General features: G+C 58.7%; 17 protein-coding genes. 12 read left to right on the forward strand and 5 right to left on the reverse strand.

Annotated features, from left to right (window positions below; all coding sequences use genetic code 11):
- The first annotated feature begins 49 nt into the window (after positions 1-49).
- The gene (locus tag ASF29_RS12540; RefSeq protein WP_062451001.1) at positions 50-976 is read left to right on the forward strand and encodes a carbohydrate kinase; all 927 of its coding nucleotides are present in this window, start codon (positions 50-52) and stop codon (positions 974-976) included.
- A 37-nt stretch (positions 977-1,013) separates the two neighbouring features.
- Here the strand turns inward: ASF29_RS12540 and ASF29_RS12545 are convergent, their stop codons facing one another.
- Together ASF29_RS12545 and ASF29_RS12550 are read right to left on the reverse strand one after the other, a co-directional pair.
- Positions 1,014-1,646, reverse strand: a complete 633-nt coding sequence (locus tag ASF29_RS12545; RefSeq protein WP_062451002.1) for a CatB-related O-acetyltransferase — start codon at positions 1,644-1,646, stop codon at positions 1,014-1,016.
- A gap of 159 nt (positions 1,647-1,805) precedes the next feature.
- Complete coding sequence (locus ASF29_RS12550) at positions 1,806-2,258, reverse strand: Lrp/AsnC family transcriptional regulator (protein ID WP_062451003.1); 453 nt, start codon at positions 2,256-2,258, stop codon at positions 1,806-1,808.
- Positions 2,259-2,376: 118 nt separating this feature from the next.
- On the opposite strand from ASF29_RS12550, the gene ASF29_RS12555 reads away from it, so the two are divergent.
- Both ASF29_RS12555 and ASF29_RS12560 read left to right on the forward strand, forming a co-directional pair.
- Entirely contained in the window at positions 2,377-3,351 is a 975-nt protein-coding gene (locus ASF29_RS12555; protein WP_062451004.1) for a nucleoside recognition domain-containing protein, read from the forward strand.
- A 129-nt stretch (positions 3,352-3,480) separates the two neighbouring features.
- A complete protein-coding gene (locus ASF29_RS12560) occupies positions 3,481-4,833 on the forward strand; it encodes a dicarboxylate/amino acid:cation symporter (protein WP_062451005.1) in 1,353 nt (450 codons plus the stop codon).
- Between the two features lie 108 nt (positions 4,834-4,941).
- Here the strand turns inward: ASF29_RS12560 and ASF29_RS12565 are convergent, their stop codons facing one another.
- Positions 4,942-6,963, reverse strand: a complete 2,022-nt coding sequence (locus tag ASF29_RS12565; protein WP_062451006.1) for a methyl-accepting chemotaxis protein — start codon at positions 6,961-6,963, stop codon at positions 4,942-4,944.
- Positions 6,964-7,323: 360 nt separating this feature from the next.
- Between ASF29_RS12565 and rpmH the strand changes: the two genes are divergently transcribed.
- Genes rpmH through yihA form a run of 4 tightly spaced genes read left to right on the forward strand, consistent with a single transcriptional unit; the run spans position 7,324 to position 10,343 of the window.
- Positions 7,324-7,461 (forward strand): 50S ribosomal protein L34, encoded by a 138-nt coding sequence (gene rpmH / locus ASF29_RS12570; RefSeq protein ID WP_010972613.1) that lies wholly within the window; start codon positions 7,324-7,326, stop codon positions 7,459-7,461.
- 31 nt (positions 7,462-7,492) lie between these two features.
- A complete protein-coding gene (rnpA, locus tag ASF29_RS12575) occupies positions 7,493-7,876 on the forward strand; it encodes a ribonuclease P protein component (protein ID WP_062451007.1) in 384 nt (127 codons plus the stop codon).
- Positions 7,876-9,681 (forward strand): membrane protein insertase YidC, encoded by a 1,806-nt coding sequence (gene yidC / locus ASF29_RS12580; RefSeq protein WP_062451008.1) that lies wholly within the window; start codon positions 7,876-7,878, stop codon positions 9,679-9,681. The genes rnpA and yidC overlap by 1 nt, the downstream gene beginning before the upstream one ends.
- Complete coding sequence (yihA, locus tag ASF29_RS12585) at positions 9,678-10,343, forward strand: ribosome biogenesis GTP-binding protein YihA/YsxC (protein ID WP_062451009.1); 666 nt, start codon at positions 9,678-9,680, stop codon at positions 10,341-10,343. The genes yidC and yihA overlap by 4 nt, the downstream gene beginning before the upstream one ends.
- A gap of 58 nt (positions 10,344-10,401) precedes the next feature.
- Here the strand turns inward: yihA and ASF29_RS12590 are convergent, their stop codons facing one another.
- Entirely contained in the window at positions 10,402-10,785 is a 384-nt protein-coding gene (locus ASF29_RS12590) for a hypothetical protein (protein WP_062451010.1), read from the reverse strand.
- A gap of 241 nt (positions 10,786-11,026) precedes the next feature.
- On the opposite strand from ASF29_RS12590, the gene argB reads away from it, so the two are divergent.
- Positions 11,027-11,911 (forward strand): acetylglutamate kinase, encoded by an 885-nt coding sequence (gene argB, locus ASF29_RS12595; protein ID WP_062451011.1) that lies wholly within the window; start codon positions 11,027-11,029, stop codon positions 11,909-11,911.
- A 12-nt stretch (positions 11,912-11,923) separates the two neighbouring features.
- Here argB and ASF29_RS12600 read toward each other — a convergent pair whose 3' ends face one another.
- Positions 11,924-12,826: a DMT family transporter gene (locus tag ASF29_RS12600; protein ID WP_062451012.1), complete on the reverse strand. Its 903-nt coding sequence runs from the start codon at positions 12,824-12,826 to the stop codon at positions 11,924-11,926.
- 105 nt (positions 12,827-12,931) lie between these two features.
- On the opposite strand from ASF29_RS12600, the gene ASF29_RS12605 reads away from it, so the two are divergent.
- From ASF29_RS12605 to cysK, 4 genes are all read left to right on the forward strand, one after another.
- Positions 12,932-13,651, forward strand: a complete 720-nt coding sequence (locus tag ASF29_RS12605; RefSeq protein WP_062451013.1) for a pyrimidine 5'-nucleotidase — start codon at positions 12,932-12,934, stop codon at positions 13,649-13,651.
- Between the two features lie 106 nt (positions 13,652-13,757).
- Positions 13,758-14,366, forward strand: coding sequence for an EF-hand domain-containing protein (locus ASF29_RS12610; protein ID WP_062451014.1), 609 nt, complete (start codon positions 13,758-13,760; stop codon positions 14,364-14,366).
- Positions 14,367-14,493: 127 nt separating this feature from the next.
- Positions 14,494-15,111, forward strand: coding sequence for a LysE family translocator (locus tag ASF29_RS12615; RefSeq protein ID WP_062451015.1), 618 nt, complete (start codon positions 14,494-14,496; stop codon positions 15,109-15,111).
- 141 nt (positions 15,112-15,252) lie between these two features.
- A complete protein-coding gene (cysK, locus tag ASF29_RS12620; RefSeq protein ID WP_062451016.1) occupies positions 15,253-16,221 on the forward strand; it encodes a cysteine synthase A in 969 nt (322 codons plus the stop codon).
- Positions 16,222-17,273 lie beyond the last annotated feature (1,052 nt).

Genomic DNA, 17,273 nt, shown 5'->3' on the forward strand with positions numbered 1-17,273 from the left:
AGGCGAATTTGTTTAAATCGATTTAGTTTTTGATACGGAGGAGGACCGGATGATCCTGTGTTGTGGTGAAGCCCTGATCGACATGCTACCGCGTGAGACCACGAAAGGCGAGCCGGGCTTTGCGCCCTATGCAGGCGGGGCGGTCTTCAACACGGCCATCGCGCTGGGGCGTCTCGGCGTTCCCTCCGCCTTCTTCTCCGGCATCGCCGATGACATGATGGGCGAAATCCTGAAGGACACGCTGAAGGCCAGCAATGTCGATTACAGCCTCTGCGCCTTCTCGCACCGCCCCTCCACAATCGCCTTCGTCAAACTGGTGGATGGCCACGCGACCTACGCCTTTTACGATGAAGGCACGGCGCTGCGTATGCTCTCCGAAGCCGATCTGCCCAACATCGGTGCCGATTGCGAAGCCATGCATTTCGGCGCGATCAGCCTTATCCCTGAACCCTGCGGCGGCACCTATGAAGCGCTGTTGATGCGCGAGCACGAAAAACGCGTCATCTCGCTCGACCCCAACATCCGCCCCGGCTTCATCAAGGACAAGCAGAATCATCTGGAACGCATCAACCGCATGGCCGCCAAATCGGACATCGTCAAATTCTCTGATGAGGATCTGGCCTGGTTCGGTCTGGAAGGCGACGAAGACACGCTTGCCCGCCACTGGCTACACCAAGGCGCCAAACTCGTCGTCGTCACCCGCGGTGCGGAAGGCGCAGTTGGCTACACCGCGAACCTGCGCGTGGAAGTCCCCAGCGAACGCGTAGAGGTGGTCGACACGGTCGGCGCAGGCGACACCTTCGACGCCGGCATCCTCGCCTCGCTGAAGCTTCAGGGCCTGCTGACCAAGCCACAGGTCGCAGCACTGACAGAAGACCAGATCGCCAAGGCACTGGCGCTCGGCGCAAAGGCTGCGGCTGTAACGGTGTCGCGCGCAGGGGCGAACCCGCCTTGGGCGAATGAGATCGGGTTGTGAGAAGCTTCCGGCGCAGCGGAGTGGCCGCTCAAAGCGGCTAAGCCAATCTCAGTGCGGCCATGTCGCCACCGGTCAGTGCAGGCAGATTGGCCTCTATTTTGCTCAATGGCCAGTCCCACCAAGCGAGCTCAAGCAATTCATCGATGACGTCGTCCGGGTAGCGCATCCGGATGATCGTTGCAGGGTTTCCACCGACAACGGCGTAAGGCGGCACATTGCGGGTGACGACTGCGGCTGCGGCCACAATGGCACCTGCGCCGATCTGCACGCCCGGCATAATGGCGGCGTTTTGTCCGATCCAGACGTCGTGACCGACGACCGTATCTTTCACCGGAAGGTCCTGATAGCCGAAGGTTTCTGGCTTGAAGATGCGGAAGGGATAAGTCGTAAATCCATTCATCGGATGGTTTGCGGAACTGGTAATAAAATAGCTTCCCCTCGCTATTTGCACAAATTTCCCGATCAGCAACCGCTCGCGAACGCCATGCCCTAGAAAAGGGGCCAAAATCTGGGCGGTATCTTCGGGCTTTCCCGAATGGGTGTAGTAGCTGTAATCCCCTATCTCCATCCGCGGATGGTCGATCACATTTTTTAGATAAACCGTGTCTCTGTAGACGGACCCGTCCGGCAGGATGATGGGGTGGATCGCATTTTCGTTGAGAAGCGCCATCAAAACTTTCTCCAAACACGATCAAGCACCCAGCCATGCTCGCTCGAGATGACTCATTGCGATAGACCCTATGGGGTTCAAATCGAAGAATCCATTCTGCGAGGCTTATGAGCCCGATGAATGTTTTTGATCGTGTCCTCCGTACTCCGCCTGTTACGATCACAAAGAAACTGCGGTTTCTTCCTTCGCGGTTCTTATCACCATCATGGTGACGAAGCGCGCGACGTTGTTTTGATCGCGAAAAAGCCTGTCGCAAAGAGTGTCGAATTCCTCCATGTCCCGCAAACGCATCATCAGAACGACATCGGACTGGCCTGTCACGGCGTAGGCTTGCGAAACGGTCTCCTCAGCAGAGGCGATCTCAAGAAAGCGGCGCATATGCTGTTCACCATGCAAACTCAATTCCACCATCACCAGTGCCTTGATACCACGGCCCGTTCTAGCGGGGTTGAGGATGGCGACAACGCGCTCGATAATTCCAGACTTGTAGAGGCGCTGGACACGCCGAAGACAACTGGAGGGAGACAGGTTGACTGCTTCCGCCATCTCGACATTGGTTCGCGATGCGTCGCGTTGCATCAGGTTCAGAATTTTTCGGTCGATCTTGTCCATGGGTGTCACTGTATCGGCACAGTGGAGCTTTGCAATAAAATTGCATGAACGTGCAATCTTTGACCAAAAATCCCGGGCATTCGCGCTAGCAAAGGAGAGTCCCAACACGGAGCTTCCCATGTCATTTATAACGTCACTTTTTGCAGGCACCCGGCACACACTTGCCATTTACTGGTTGCTGGTCCGCATCACCGTCCCGATTGCTATTGCCACCGAATTCCTCTCAAGGGTCGGGGCTATAGAAGCGCTCTCTCCCGTTTTTGCTCCCGTCATGAACATCCTCGGCCTACCGTCCGAACTGGGATTGGCATGGCTGTCCGCGATGTTGGTGGGTATCTGGGCCGCTGTCCCGCTTATCTTCACGCTTGTGCCCGTTTCCGCCCTCAGCGTTGCAGATGTCACGATCTTCTCCGCGCTTATCCTTTTCGCGCATGGACTGCCCATGGAGCAGAAGATCATCCAGCAAGCCGGGCCCGGAATGATCGCGACGACGACGCTGCGGATCGGCGGCGGTTTGATCTATGCTTTTCTGCTGCATCAAATCCTGTCGACCACTGGCTGGTTGTCAGCGCCGGTCGACCCGACCTGGGTGCCGATGAGCACGGCGCCCGATTGGGTTGATTATCTCTGGGGGCTAGGCGAAACGCTGGTGACCATGTTCATCGTCCTCTTCGTCCTGTCGTGGTGCCTTGAAATCCTCAAAGCGACAGGACTTCTGAAATTGATGATGGTCGCACTTGCACCTTTGCTGCGGCTGGCAGGCATTCGTGGGGAGGCCGAGCATCTGACTGCAGTGGGTCTTTTTCTCGGCATTTCCTACGGTGCAGGCTTGTTGATCCGCGAAGCGCGATCCGGTAAAATTTCCCCACGCCAGATTTTTCTCTCCTGCGTCTTCATGGGTTTTGCACATAGCGTGATAGAAGATTCCCTCTTGATGATGTCGCTCGGTGCCGATGCTTATGCCGTTCTTGCCGGTCGTTTGGCCTTTGCCATCATCGCCACGGCTATCATCGCCCTTCTCCTCAAGCGTCTTTCAGACAAAACTTTCTTTACGCGCATATTCAAAGTTCAACACGCGCCGCAAAGTGGCTGAAATAAATTTCCAGTAGCGCTCTAGAGCGCGCAATCTCATACGTTGATATTTCAGGCGATATGCCAAATATAGAGGCAACCTCACCTCCTGCGCTGTTTCCTTCACCTTAGCGCTTTCATGGAATACAAAATGTCTGCTTCATCCACCACACGGGCACATAAGCCCTTCTACACGTCGTTCGGCTTCCAAGTCTTCGCCGCCATGGTTGTAGGTCTTGCGCTGGGCTATATCGCCCGGCAGATGGGCGCGACCGAGGCTGGGCCGAATTGGCTGGTTCAGACGCTCTCGACCATCGGCTCGATCTTCGTTCAGTTGTTGCGCGCACTCGTGCCGCTGCTGATTTTCACCGCCATCGTGGCTTCCATCGCCAATCTGCGGGAGCTGAACAATGCGGCGCGGTTGGTGTGGCAGACGCTGTTGTGGTTTGCCATCACGGCTCTGATCGCCGTTCTCATCGGCATTGCGCTGGGTCTGCTGATCCAGCCGGGCATCAATTCCGGCGTGGCGGCAACGGCGGCGGCGGTTCCCTCCAGCACCGGCTCGTGGCTCGACTTCCTCAAAGGCCTGATCCCCGCCAACCTGCTCGGTCTTCAGGCATCGACCAAGGTCACACCTGGTGGTGCGACGACCGCGCTGAGTTTCAACGTCTTGCAGATACTGGTCATTTCCATCGCCGTCGGCATCGCCGCTTTGCAGGTGGGTGAGAAGGCAGAGCCGTTTCTGGCGTTCAACCGCTCGCTGCTGGCCATTACGCGCAAGATTCTGTGGTGGGTCATTCGCCTGACGCCCATCGGCACGATCGGTCTTCTGGGCAATGCCGTTGCCGTCTATGGCTGGGAGGCGCTGGCATCGCTCGGCTGGTATTCGGCAGCGATCTATATCGGCCTCGCCATCGTGCTTTTCGTCGTCTACCCTACCATCCTCGTGGCCAACGGGCTGAATCCGATCCGCTTTTTCTCCGGCGCATGGCCAGCCATCCAGCTTGCCTTCGTTTCCCGCTCCTCCATCGGCACCCTGCCGGTGACGGAGCAAGTCACGGAGCGCAATCTCGGTGTGCCGCGTGAATATGCCGCCTTCGCTGTTCCCTTGGGTGCGACGACCAAGATGGACGGGTGTGCGGCCATCTATCCCGCGATTTCCGCCATCTTCGTTGCGCAGTTTTACGGCCTGCCGCTTGGCATTCAGGAATATGTGCTGATCGCCTTCGTCTCGGTTCTCGGCTCTGCCGCAACGGCGGGTCTGACGGGTGCCACCGTGATGCTGACGCTGACACTGTCCACGCTCGGTCTGCCGCTGCAAGGCGTCGGGCTGTTGCTGGCGGTCGATCCGATCCTCGATATGGGCCGCACGGCGGTCAACGTGGCCGGTCAGGCGCTGATCCCGACCATCGTCGCCAAGCGTCAGGGCATTCTCGATCAGGCTGCCTATGACCGTCACGAAGGCATTGATGCGCTCGATCCCACCTTGGCACCTGCCGAATGAGCCAATACCGCCCCGGGCGAAACTGAGTTCGAGCCCGGTTCGCTCGAGCATACTAGAAAGGCCCGCCGGTTTCCCGGCGGGCCTTTTTCAATTCGGCTCAGATGGTTCTCAGAACTCCTGCCACTCGTCCCTGCTCTGGGCAACCGCGGCATTGCCGTTGAAAGCACGGGCGACGTTGCCCATCATTTTACGGGCTGGCGATGCCACCGGGGTAGAGCGTGGCGATGCGGCAGCAGGCCGTGAAGACGTGGCAGCGTAGGCCGAGGCCGTCTCGTTGCCCAGGCGGAACCTGCCGACGAGAGAAACGAGGTTCTGCGCTTCGGCACTCAGCTTGTGGGTGGCGGCAGAGGTTTCTTCCACCATCGCCGCATTGCGCTGTGTCACCTGGTCCATCTGGTTGATGGCCGTGTTGACCTCCTGCAGGCCGGTGGATTGTTCCTTGGCCGACGTGGCGATGGAGTGGATATGATCGTTGATGCCCAGAACGCGGGTCTCGATTTCGTCCAGAACCTCACCGGTGCGTTGCACCAGCGTCACGCCATTGCCGACTTCCTCGCCCGATTTCGTGATCAGCGCCTTGATATCCTTCGCCGCATTGGCGGAGCGTTGCGCCAGTTCGCGCACCTCCTGTGCCACCACCGCAAAGCCCTTGCCCGCCTCACCGGCACGCGCCGCCTCGACGCCGGCATTCAGCGCCAGAAGGTTGGTCTGGAAAGCGATCTCGTCGATGACGTTGATGATCTGGCTGATCTCACGCGATGCCTGTTCGATGCGTCCCATGGCCGAAACCGCATCACGGACGACTGTCGCGGACTGGGCGGTTTTTTCCTTGGTTTCCGAGACCATCGCGCTGGCTTCCTGCGCGCGGTCGGTGGAGTTGCGCACCACGGCGGTGATTTCGTCGAGTGCGGCCGATGTTTCCTCCAGCGCGGCAGCCTGCTGCTCCGTGCGCTTGGACAGATCGTCTGCCGCCGCGCGCAGTTCATTGGCATTGCCGTTGATGCTTTCCGTGCTGCCACGCACTTCAGACAGGGTCGCTCTCAACTTGTTGAACGTCTCGTTCACGTTCGCCTGAAGCTCGGCGAACACACCGTGGAAGGTGCCGTTCATCGTTTGCGTCAGGTCGCCATGGGCCAGGCTTTCGATCACGCGGCCGGTTTCGGTCACGCCGGTATCGACGCTGACCAGCAGCGAATTGATGTTCTGCGCAAAGCGATTGAGGTTGTCGTCGCCATAGTCCTTGGTGATGCGGTGGCTGAAATCGCCCTCGGCGGCAGCACCGACAACCTGCGCCATACCGGCCTGCAGATCGTCGCTCTTGGCACGCATGGCGGTTTCCTGTGCGTTCATCCGACGCACTTCCAGCCCGTTGCGCTTGAAAACCTCGACTGCCGCGGCCATTTCGCCGATTTCGTCCTTGCGGTCGAGATAGGGCACTTCCGTATCCAGATTGCCTTCGGCAACCGCGTTCATGACGTTGGATACCTTGAGAATGGGCGCGCTCAGCTCTCGCGAACCGATGTAAAGACCAAAGACTGCACCGATGGCGACACCGGCCACGGTTACGAAGGCGACCACGAAGAAGATCGTGTTACCGAATGTTTCGATTTCAGTCTTGATGGCTTCGAGTGCCTGAAGGTCGCCCTTCACCACCGCGTCGATATCGGCCTGATAGGCCTTGCGGTTTTCGCGGTTGGCATCGTTGTTGCCCTGGGCGTTCGCTTCCTGCGGACCGACTTCGCGGCCTAGGCGGGCCGTTTCCGTCCGGAAGGTGCGAAACTCTGCGAAACGCTTTTCGAGGTTGGAGAACTGGCCCGCCTGCGTTGCGGGAACCTGTGGCTTCCATTCGGTCAGCAGGGCAGCCATGTCATCCAGGTTTTTCTGAATTCCGTCGGCAAATTTTGCGGCAGCGGCCGTGTCCTTGGCGGCGTAGATACCACGCGATTCCATCACCACGGCTGTCACGAGGCGATTGAGGGTCTCTCCATGACGGGCACGGTCGGCCACGGCATCGAGGGAGAGTGTCTGTGCATGGTATTCATTGACGGCGTAAATCGACAATCCGCCAATGGTACACGCTACAAGGCTCAAAAGCCCCACCAGAAGATTGATCTTGCCCCGTATTTTCACGTCTATGTCCCCTCAAATCGCCCGTTGCACACATGCAAGAGACGAAACCCCTGTCGATAGTTTGTCAGTAAATCTATATCTACCTTACCTTAAGAAAGACTTTCTAATTTTAAGCAAATTCATCCACCAAAAAGCGAGATATTGGGATTGGGACAAGCATAGATTTTCTTATCTGTCATACAGACGGGAAGAGCCGGGAAAGGCTGTGCGGTTCGGCGATTGACTTTGAGGCCCTTAAACCCTTATAAGCCCGCACGTCTGGGCATCTTACCGTTTGCGCGGTGGTTCAGGCATCAACGAAACGCTCTTGTTCCTGAAGGAACAAAGTCAAGAAGGGCCGCACCCCGCGGTATTAAATAAATGTCTAAGCGTACTTTCCAGCCATCCAAGCTTGTTCGCAAGCGTCGTCATGGTTTCCGTGCCCGCATGGCAACTGCCGGCGGTCGTAAGGTTCTGGCTGCTCGCCGCGCACGCGGCCGCGCCCGTCTTTCGGCCTAATTGGGCCTTAGCCCGATGAAAGTCGTGGCACATGACGCATGAGAAGAAAATACCCGGTCGGTTGAAAAACCGACCGGAGTTTCTTGCTGTTCAGGCAGGAGAAAAACGGCGAGGCAGCACCTTTCTTCTGGAGGTTCTGGATCGCAAGGCACCCGAAACCGAACCAAGGGTCGGCTTTACGGTCACCAAACGCCAAGGTAATGCGGTTGAACGCAATCGAATGCGCCGCCGTTTGAGGGAAGCCGTCAGGCTTTCGGCCGGGTTTGCAATGCAGCCCGGACATGACTATGTGATTGTCGCCCGAAGGGACGCATTGAATACCGAATTTGCCGTACTGGAACACTTGCTCATAGAGCGGATCAAGGGACGCGCAAAATCCGGACGCGCCCGGGAGACCCGCCCCAGGAAAGAATGATGGAAAAAAACCGCAACTACTTTATCGCGATAGGCCTTTCGGTTGTCATCGTACTAGCCTGGCAGTTCCTGTACATGAACCCGCGTATCGAACAGCAGCGCCGCGCCGAAGAGGCTCGTCAGGCGCAGCAGGCGACGCAGCAGACCCAGCAAACAACGGCGGGCGCGGCCCCTGGCACCACACAGCCTGCAGGCACCCTGCCCGGTGCGACAGGCCAGCAGGCAGCCACCGTTTCGCGCGACGAAGCACTTGCAAAGTCGCAGCGCGTCCAGATCGATACCAACGCCATCCAGGGCTCCATCAACCTGACGGGCGCACGTCTCGACGATATCCGCCTCAAGGACTACCATGAGACGGTCGACGACTCGAGCCCGCTGATTACCCTGTTTTCACCGTCGGATACCCATGACGGCTATTTCACGGAACTCGGCTATATCGCCGGTGAGGCCGTGGGCACCGTTCCTGGCCCCTCAACCGTCTGGACCGTGGCCTCCGGCTCCAAGCTGACGGAATCGACCCCGGTCGCGCTGTCGTTCACCAACGACAAGGGCGTCGTCTTCACCCGCACGCTGTCGATCGACGATCACTACATGATCACGGTGACTGACAAGGTGGAGAACCCCGGCCAGGAGCCGATCTCGTTTTCGACTTACGGTCGCATCACCCGCAACAACAAGCCGGTCACGCCTCCCGTCTTCGTCATTTTCGAAGGCTTCCTCGGCGTTGCCGGAGCAGACGGAAGTCTGGCGGAAGAGAGCTACAAGAACATCGAGGAAAAGCCTTTCACATCGCCTAAGGCGACTGGTGGCTGGCTTGGCATTACCGACAAGTATTGGGCAGCAGCCATCATTCCACCGCAGACCCTTCCGGTCGAATCCCGTTACACGCACTTCACGGACGGCCAGCCACGCTATCAGGCCGATTACCGTGCAGATGCGGTTACCGTTGCGCCCGGCCAGTCGATCGAGCTGAAGAATCTCGTCTTTGCAGGTGCCAAGGAAGTGCCGCTGGTCGACCGCTACGAGCATGAATACAGCATTCCGAAGTTCGATCTTCTGATCGACTGGGGCTGGTTCTACTTCATCACCAAGCCGATGTTCAAACTGATGGATTTCTTCTTCCGTTATTTTGGCAACTTCGGTGTGGCCATCCTGCTCACCACCATCGTCGTGAAACTCCTGTTCTTCCCGCTGGCCAGCAAGCAATACGCCTCCATGGCCAACATGAAGCGCGTGCAGCCGAAGATGGAGGAGCTGAAAGCCAAACATGGCGATGACCGCATGGCCATGCAGCAGGCGATGATGGCGCTCTACAAGGAAGAGAAGATCAATCCGGTGGCCGGTTGCTGGCCGATGCTGTTGCAGATTCCGGTGTTCTTCGCGCTCTACAAGGTCATCTACGTCACCATCGAAATGCGCCACGCGCCGTTCTTTGGCTGGATTCACGACCTCTCGGCGCCCGATCCGACCTCGCTCTTCAACCTGTTCGGTCTCCTGCCGTTTACGCCACCGCATATGCTGATGATCGGCGTGTGGCCTATCATCATGGGCATCACCATGTTCATGCAGATGCGTATGAACCCGACGCCTCCAGATCCGACCCAGGCGATGATCTTCACCTGGATGCCGCTGATCTTCACCTTCATGCTGGCGTCGTTCCCTGCGGGTCTCGTCATCTACTGGGCATGGAACAACACGCTGTCGATTTCGCAGCAGGCTCTGATCATGAAGCGTCACGGCGCCAAGATCGAACTGTTCGATAATCTGAAATCGTTGTTCAAGCGAAAGCCGGTGCAATCGAAATGACGACTGACATCAAAGGCGGGCAACCGGCGGCGGAAAAGCCGCTCTTCGGACGGCCCTGGATTTTCATTCGCGGCGTGCCCGCCATGAAATTCCTGCCACCGGAAGGCCCGCCCGAGATCGCCTTTGCCGGACGCTCAAACGTTGGCAAGTCATCTCTCATCAACGCGCTCGTCGGCCATAAAGGGCTGGCGCGCACGTCAAACACGCCGGGCCGGACACAGGAACTGAACTATTTCGTTCCAGATGGCTATTCTGGCGAAGCAAGCGATCTGCCGCCCATGGCTCTGGTCGACATGCCGGGCTATGGCTATGCGCAGGCGCCGAAAGACCAGGTCGACGCCTGGACAAAGCTCGTCTTCGACTATCTGCGCGGTCGCGCAACCCTGAAGCGGGTCTATGTGCTGATCGATTCCCGCCATGGCATCAAGAAAAACGATGAGGACGTTCTGTCGCTTCTCGATAAGGCTGCCGTGTCCTATCAGGTCATTTTGACCAAAACCGACAAGATCAAGGATGTTGGCGTTCCGCGGCTTATCAACGAAACGCTGGAAAAAATCCGCAAGCGCCCTGCCGCCTATCCGGAGGTGCTGGCCACCTCCTCGGAAAAGTCCTCGGGTCTGGATCTCGTTCGTGACGAAATCGTCAGGACCATCAGCCTCTGATATCGATCAAAGCGGCCCGAAACAGGTGCCGCTTTGATCTTCCCGGTCTGGTCTGCGATTAGACTGAAGGGAACGTGAAGAGCAGCACCGCTGCCCACAACAACGCTGCCGATGTCGCCAGCCGCCAGAAGCGCACCGAATTCCACAAAGCAGCCACGATGGAAAAACGCCGATACCTGCGTTGGTGCAACCTGTCATGGGTTTGGTGTCGTTCGTGTTTCTTGGACGCATCGACATAGGAGGAAAAGGACCGGCGCTCATGTCTGTCGGTGTCTGTGAGATTGTCCTGCCAGCGGCGCACCATGGCGGCAAACTGGCGATCCGTCTTCATGCGTTTGGCAAGTTCGGCACGCGCATCGGCAGTCAATGCGCCGAGGACGTATTCGCCCGCCAGCACCTCGTCTTTCAAACCGCAACGCTTCTCCCGATCCGGCAAGCTCATCCGTCATCGAACTCCTGGCTTTGACGCGATGCCATCATCATGACGGCTGTACCGCCCGCCCCTGGCAGATACGCGTCCACGCCCCCGGCAACAAAGCTGGTCCGATTGCGCCGTTATGTCAACCGGCTGAGGAGTCAGAGGCGATCACGATTGAATTTTCTGCCCGCGATGGGCTGTCCGTTGTTTCATCCGTCAAAAACTTGGGTTAAAAGCGCGGCATTCAACGACGAGGTTAGTTTCCATGGCGTCTTCCGAAAGCGAAATGCAGGCCCGGCTTCTGGCGCAGGCCCTGCCCTTCATGCAGAAATACGAAAACAAGACCATCGTCGTGAAATATGGCGGTCATGCCATGGGCGACAGCGGCCTCGGCAAGGCCTTTGCCGAAGACATCGCCCTTCTCAAGCAGTCCGGTATCAACCCCATCGTCGTCCATGGCGGCGGCCCGCAGATCGGCGCGATGCTCTCCAAGATGGGCATCGAATCGAAATTCGAAGGCGGCCTGCGCGTCACCGATGCCAAGACGGTCGAAATCGTCGAAATGGTTCTGGCCGGTTCGATCAACAAGGAAATCGTCGCCCTCATCAACCAGACCGGCGAATGGGCCATCGGCCTGTGCGGCAAGGACGGCAACATGGTCTTTGCCGAAAAGGCCAAGAAGACCGTCATTGATCCCGACAGCAATATCGAGCGCGTACTCGACCTCGGCTTCGTCGGTGAAGTGGTGGAAGTCGACCGCACGCTGCTGGACCTTCTGGCCAAGTCGGAGATGATCCCGGTCATCGCACCGGTGGCTCCGGGCCGTGACGGTGCGACCTACAACATCAATGCCGATACCTTTGCCGGTGCCATTGCTGGTGCGCTGCATGCCAGCCGCCTGCTGTTCCTCACAGACGTCGAAGGCGTTCTCGACAAGAACAAGGAACTGATCAAGGAACTGACGGTCTCGCAGGCGCGCGCGCTGATCAAGGACGGCACGATTTCCGGCGGCATGATCCCCAAGGTCGAAACCTGCATCGAGGCCATCAAGGCAGGCGTTCAGGGCGTCGTCATTCTCAACGGCAAGACGGCACACTCGGTTCTGTTGGAAATCTTTACCGAAGGCGCAGGCACGCTCATCGTTCCCTGATTTTCCGCAGATTTACCAGAACAGCAATCCCAGGATGCCGCTGACGATCAGCAGGCATCCTGCAAGCTCCATGGCGTTGACCCGTTCGCGAAACAGGAACCAAGACGCCATGAAGGTGAAGACCAGCTCGATCTGTCCGAGCGCCCTCACATAGGCCACCTGTTGGAGCGTCATGGCCGTGAACCAGCCCGCCGAGCCCAGCACGCCCGCAATGCCGACCAGAGACGATGAGCGCCATGTGACGAGAACCTGCACGATCTCGCGTTTGTCCTTCCACGCCATCCACACCAGCATGAAGGCGGTCTGAAACGTCGTGACGCAGGCGAGCGTCACCGCAGCCGACATGATCGGCCCCGCGCCTTCCAAGGACAGCGACGCGCTTCTGTAAGCTACTGCCGATATGCCGAAGACACCGCCCGAGGCGATGCCGATCAGTGCGGTGCGGCTGGTCATGGCCGTGACGGTGTTTTTCCACGATAGCGGCAGCCGCGCCATGGATATCGTCATCACGCCTATGACACCGACGATGATGGCCATGATCGCGCCCGGCGTCAGCTTTTCGCCCAGAATGACGAAACCGAACAGCGCGGCCTGCACCGGCTCCGTCTTCGAATAGGCCGTGCCGACGGCGAAGTTGCGCAGCGAAAACAGATGCACCAACAGCATGGTGGCGTAGATTTGCGCCAGACCGCCCACCACCGCCCAGATGAAAAAGGCCGTGCTGAAGGTCGGGAAAATCTGCTTTGCCACAAAATGCAGTAACAGCACGTAGAGGATGGCGATGGGGAAGCCATAACCAAAGCGCACGAAACTGGCGCCGCGCGTGCCGAGCGAGCCCTGCAAATGCTTTTGCAAGGCGGAGCGCAGGTTCTGCATGAAGGCAGCGGCTATGGTGATGGGTATCCAGAGTTCCATGCCGCGTAAATTATCACGTCGCAGCTTTCCGCCCCAAGGCGGCAAAGTGCTCCAGGCGTCGCCTTTTCGATTTTATTTGTGCCGATGACAGGGCATAAGAAGGCCATGAGCACAAAACCGAAAAACGAACCGAATGCCGCCGATTTCTCGCATGTGACCGAATGGGTGTTCGATCTCGACAACACGCTTTATCCGCATGAGGTAAACCTGTTTTCGCAGATCGATAAAAACATGACCGCCTATGTCGCAGAACTCCTCCAACTGGAGCCGGACGAGGCGCGGGCGTTGCAGAAGCGTTATTACCATGAGCATGGCACCACGCTTCAGGGCCTGATGATCCATTACGGCATCGACCCAAATGCCTTTCTGGAGCGGGCGCATGCGATCGATTATTCAGCACTTCTGCCCAACCCGGAACTGGGCGAGGCGATCAAGGCGCTGCCGGGCCGCAAGTTCATTCTGACCAATGGCAGCGTGCCGCATGCGCAAGCTGCCGCTGGCGCACTGGGCATTCTCGACCATTTCGAGGACATCTTCGATATCGTCGCTGCCGATTATCTGCCCAAGCCAGCCAGCGCGACCTACGAGAAATTCGCAGCCCTTGCCAAGCTCGATACGACCAAGGCCGCCATGTTCGAGGACCTGCCGCGCAACCTGACGGCACCGAAGGCTCTGGGCATGAAGACGGTGCTGCTGGTGCCGCGCAATCTGGAAGGCATCGTCATGGAGCGCTGGGAAATTCCTGATGTTACCGATGAGCATATCGATTTCATCACCGATGATCTGACCTCTTTCCTCAAGGGCCTGACCGCACCGGCAGGCTGAGGCATGTTACCGATTTGTCATGCACATTACTGATGTTTAAGTGGCGGTAGTGACATGCGCGGATTAGTTTTTCCGAGAGGGACACCAAAGGAAAAGGTAACCAACCATGATTACGAGAAAATTGACTCTCACCGCACTTGGCGCAGCCCTTATGTTGAGCGCGGCGGCTCCAATCGCCATGGCGGCACCACGGGGTGGCCCAGACAGACACGGCCCGCCCATGCGCCCGGAACTGGCCTATGTCTATCTGCTGAAGACAGCCGATGCCAATAAGGACGGCAAGATCACCAAGGAAGAGTTCGCCGCCCGCCAGGACGCGCTTTTCACTGAAATCGACGCCAACAAGGATGGCTCGATTACACCAAAGGAAATGCGTGACTATCGCAAGGCCAAGATGGAAGCTTTCCGTGAAGCCAATCCACGCCCTGAGCGTGCCAATACCGATGGCCCGGATGACAAAAAAGGCGGCCCAGACCAGGCAGACCGCAAGGGCCATGAAGGCCGCAAGCATGAGGGTCGTCACGGTGGCATGGGCGGCAAAGGTGGCCACGGCGGTCGCATGAACGCGATGTTCGCCATGGTCGACACCGATGGCAACGGCCAGATCAGCAAGGCAGAATTTACAGCCGCTGGCGAGAAAATGTTCACGCGCCTCGACAAGAACAATGACGGCGTCATCAGCATCGACGACATGCCGGACCGCCCGTTCCTCTAATCTCTCTTCACATTGTCAAACCAGCAAAGCCCGCCTCGTCGCGGGCTTTGTGCTTTTGCGCTGGTCGTGCTTTTCAAAACCGCGCGTCGTGCTATATCGGGAGAACCGATTTTCCGGGGACCTCGTCGTGACCATTGCAACGCTCATCACCTATGCCACCGCTCTCTTCATCGCCGCCGCCATCCCCGGCCCCGGCATGACAGCCATCGTGGCGCGGGCGCTGGGCTCCGGCTTTCGCGAAACCTTCTTCATGGGTCTTGGGCTGGTGCTGGGCGATATGGTCTATCTCACCGCCGTTATTTTGGGCCTCGCCTTCGTGGCGCAGACCTTTCAGGAAGCCTTCATGATCCTGAAAATCGCCGGTGCGGCCTATCTGCTCTATATCGCCTGGAAGCTCTGGACGGCAGGCCTTCTGCCGCAGGATTTGCAGGCGAAAAAGAGCACGAGCATCGCCATGTCGTTTCTCTCAGGTCTGCTGATCACGCTCGGCAACCCAAAGACCATGCTGTTTTACGTCGCGCTGGTGCCGACCCTGATCGACATCCGCATCATCGGCAGCAGCGAATATATCACGTTGCTGGCGGTGACCTTTGCCGTGCTGATGGCGGTTCTGCTGCCCTATATCCTGCTGGCGTCCAAGGCCCGGTTGCTGCTGAAACGACCCACAGCGCTCGTCCTGCTCAACCGGACGGCGGCCGGCATTCTGGCAGCAACGGCTGCGATGATCGCCACCCGCGCGACGTGAAACAATCGTCTCAAAGCGTGACGATCTTGAGTATGACATACCGCATATCGCGCCATATACGCATTCTGGTTCTCTAGCGTCATCAGACCATTCCTCCTATTCTGCGCAAAATTCTTTGCAGCGACACAATGGGAGCATGCCATGTCTGAAGCCAGAAAACCCGGACGCGGACGGATCTATTCCTCGATCACCGAGACGATCGGCGATACGCCCCTGGTGCGCCTCGACAAGCTGGCCGCGGACAAGGGTGTCAAGGCGACGATCCTCGCCAAGCTTGAATTCTTCAACCCCATCGCCTCGGTCAAGGACCGTATCGGCGTCGCCATGATCGAAGCGCTGGAAGCGCAGGGCCGGATTTCGCCCGGCAAGACGACGCTGATCGAGCCGACATCCGGCAATACCGGCATTGCACTTGCCTTCGCCGCCGCTGCCAAGGGTTACAAGCTGATCCTCACCATGCCCGAGACCATGTCCATCGAGCGCCGCAAGATGCTGGCGCTGCTCGGTGCCGAGCTGGTTCTGACCGAAGGCCCCAAGGGCATGAAGGGAGCGATTTCCAAGGCGCATGAGCTGGCCGAAACGCTTCCCGATGCGATCATTCCGCAGCAGTTCGAAAACCCGGCCAACCCTGAAATTCACCGTAAGACGACAGCCGAGGAAATCTGGAACGACACAAATGGTGACGTCGATATCTTCGTTTCCGGCATCGGCACCGGTGGCACGATTACCGGCGTGGGCCAGGTGCTGAAAGGCCGCAAACCGGACCTGAAGGTCGTCGCCGTGGAGCCCGCCGACAGCCCGGTTCTTTCAGGCGGCAATCCGGGGCCGCACAAGATTCAAGGCATCGGCGCAGGCTTCGCGCCCGCTGTTCTCGACACGAAAATCTACGACGAAATCGTCACCGTCACCAATGACGAAGCCTTCGAAACCGCCCGCCTCGTCGCCCGTCTCGAAGGCGTCCCCGTCGGCATCTCCTCCGGCGGTGCGCTGGCTGCCGCCATCAAGATCGGCGCACGCGAGGAAAACGCGGGCAAGACCATCGTGGTGATCATCCCGTCCTTTGCGGAACGGTATCTTTCGACGGCGCTGTTTGAGGGGTTGGGGTTGTAGATTCGCCCTCGCCGTTTGGAGTGATATGGAGGTTTGGGAGCGCTTCATTTGGCAAAGGGGAACGGTCTAGCGTCGGAGCAAGCTCATCCCCAATGGTGGCGTAGGCGCCAGGTTGCATCCAAATGTCTGGCGCCGGAGCCAGCCGCTCACCCCCCTCTGGCCTGCCGGCCATCTCCCCCACAAGGAGGGAGATCGGCTGGGGGCACGCTCCCCAATCAACCCGCAGCGGCAGAGATGTTCGAGCGCTATCCGCGATTCGATCTCCCCACCTGTGGGGGAGATGGCCGGCAGGCCAGAGGGGGGTGAGTGGCATACGCTGCCCTTTCGATGAGGTTGAGGCTGCCACACCCACTGCCCTCGTGCTGAGGCGCCCCGCAGGGGCCTCGAAGCATCCAGCCGCGCACTCGTGCCCCAAGCCCGCAACCCGCGTCCTTCGAGGCTCCGGCTGCGCCTGCGCACCTCTCCTTCGACAGGCTCAGGATGATGGATGAGGGTTGCTGCGTTTGCCCAGTCCCTTCCTCCGCCCTCTCCAGGGCAAGGCCCGCCACACCCACCGCCCTCATGCTGAGGCGCTTTGGCCGAAGGACAAAGCCTCGAAGCATCCAGCCACACCCTCCAAATCCAATCCTGTCAAAAATCCCGGCCACCTGTCACACAAGCTTCGCCGTTCACGCGGCAGCACCTGCCCGTGGCATGACCTTCTCTCAGGTGCCCACCGCCATTTGCGGCCATGGGTATTCGGACGGGGCGCTGTAAGTTGCCTCGTTGGGTAGTCTATAAAATGGCACCTCGCAGCGCCCCGTTCAGCTCTTTTGGCCAGATAGCGATCCTCTTGCCACGGCTGGCAGAACCCGGGAGAGCAAGGGGAACCTTGCCGTTGGAACGGTCGGACATTTCAAGGTCCGACCCTTACCCCTCCGGGTGGCGATGGCCCGTTGCCGGTTCATCGCCCTGCCAGTTCGGCCACATCTGCCCTCGAGGATGCGAGGCTTCATTCTGACGAAGCGCCCGCAGCCATCGATCCGTTCTCCGCAAGGGCGATCCACAGCGCA

Source organism: Rhizobium sp. Leaf262 (assembly GCF_001422245.1).
Lineage (GTDB): Bacteria > Pseudomonadota > Alphaproteobacteria > Rhizobiales > Rhizobiaceae > Agrobacterium.

Bases quoted from the DNA above. Each gene is read 5' to 3' on its own strand.
- ASF29_RS12540 (WP_062451001.1), top strand. From the start codon at position 50: ATGATCCTGTGTTGTGGTGAAGCCCTGATCGACATGCTACCGCGTGAG.
- ASF29_RS12545 (WP_062451002.1), bottom strand. From the start codon at position 1,646: ATGGCGCTTCTCAACGAAAATGCGATCCACCCCATCATCCTGCCGGAC.
- ASF29_RS12550 (WP_062451003.1), bottom strand. From the start codon at position 2,258: ATGGACAAGATCGACCGAAAAATTCTGAACCTGATGCAACGCGACGCA.
- ASF29_RS12555 (WP_062451004.1), top strand. From the start codon at position 2,377: ATGTCATTTATAACGTCACTTTTTGCAGGCACCCGGCACACACTTGCC.
- ASF29_RS12560 (WP_062451005.1), top strand. From the start codon at position 3,481: ATGTCTGCTTCATCCACCACACGGGCACATAAGCCCTTCTACACGTCG.
- rpmH (WP_010972613.1), top strand. From the start codon at position 7,324: ATGTCTAAGCGTACTTTCCAGCCATCCAAGCTTGTTCGCAAGCGTCGT.
- rnpA (WP_062451007.1), top strand. From the start codon at position 7,493: ATGACGCATGAGAAGAAAATACCCGGTCGGTTGAAAAACCGACCGGAG.
- yidC (WP_062451008.1), top strand. From the start codon at position 7,876: ATGGAAAAAAACCGCAACTACTTTATCGCGATAGGCCTTTCGGTTGTC.
- yihA (WP_062451009.1), top strand. From the start codon at position 9,678: ATGACGACTGACATCAAAGGCGGGCAACCGGCGGCGGAAAAGCCGCTC.
- ASF29_RS12590 (WP_062451010.1), bottom strand. From the start codon at position 10,785: ATGAGCTTGCCGGATCGGGAGAAGCGTTGCGGTTTGAAAGACGAGGTG.
- argB (WP_062451011.1), top strand. From the start codon at position 11,027: ATGGCGTCTTCCGAAAGCGAAATGCAGGCCCGGCTTCTGGCGCAGGCC.
- ASF29_RS12600 (WP_062451012.1), bottom strand. From the start codon at position 12,826: ATGGAACTCTGGATACCCATCACCATAGCCGCTGCCTTCATGCAGAAC.
- ASF29_RS12605 (WP_062451013.1), top strand. From the start codon at position 12,932: ATGAGCACAAAACCGAAAAACGAACCGAATGCCGCCGATTTCTCGCAT.
- ASF29_RS12610 (WP_062451014.1), top strand. From the start codon at position 13,758: ATGATTACGAGAAAATTGACTCTCACCGCACTTGGCGCAGCCCTTATG.
- cysK (WP_062451016.1), top strand. From the start codon at position 15,253: ATGTCTGAAGCCAGAAAACCCGGACGCGGACGGATCTATTCCTCGATC.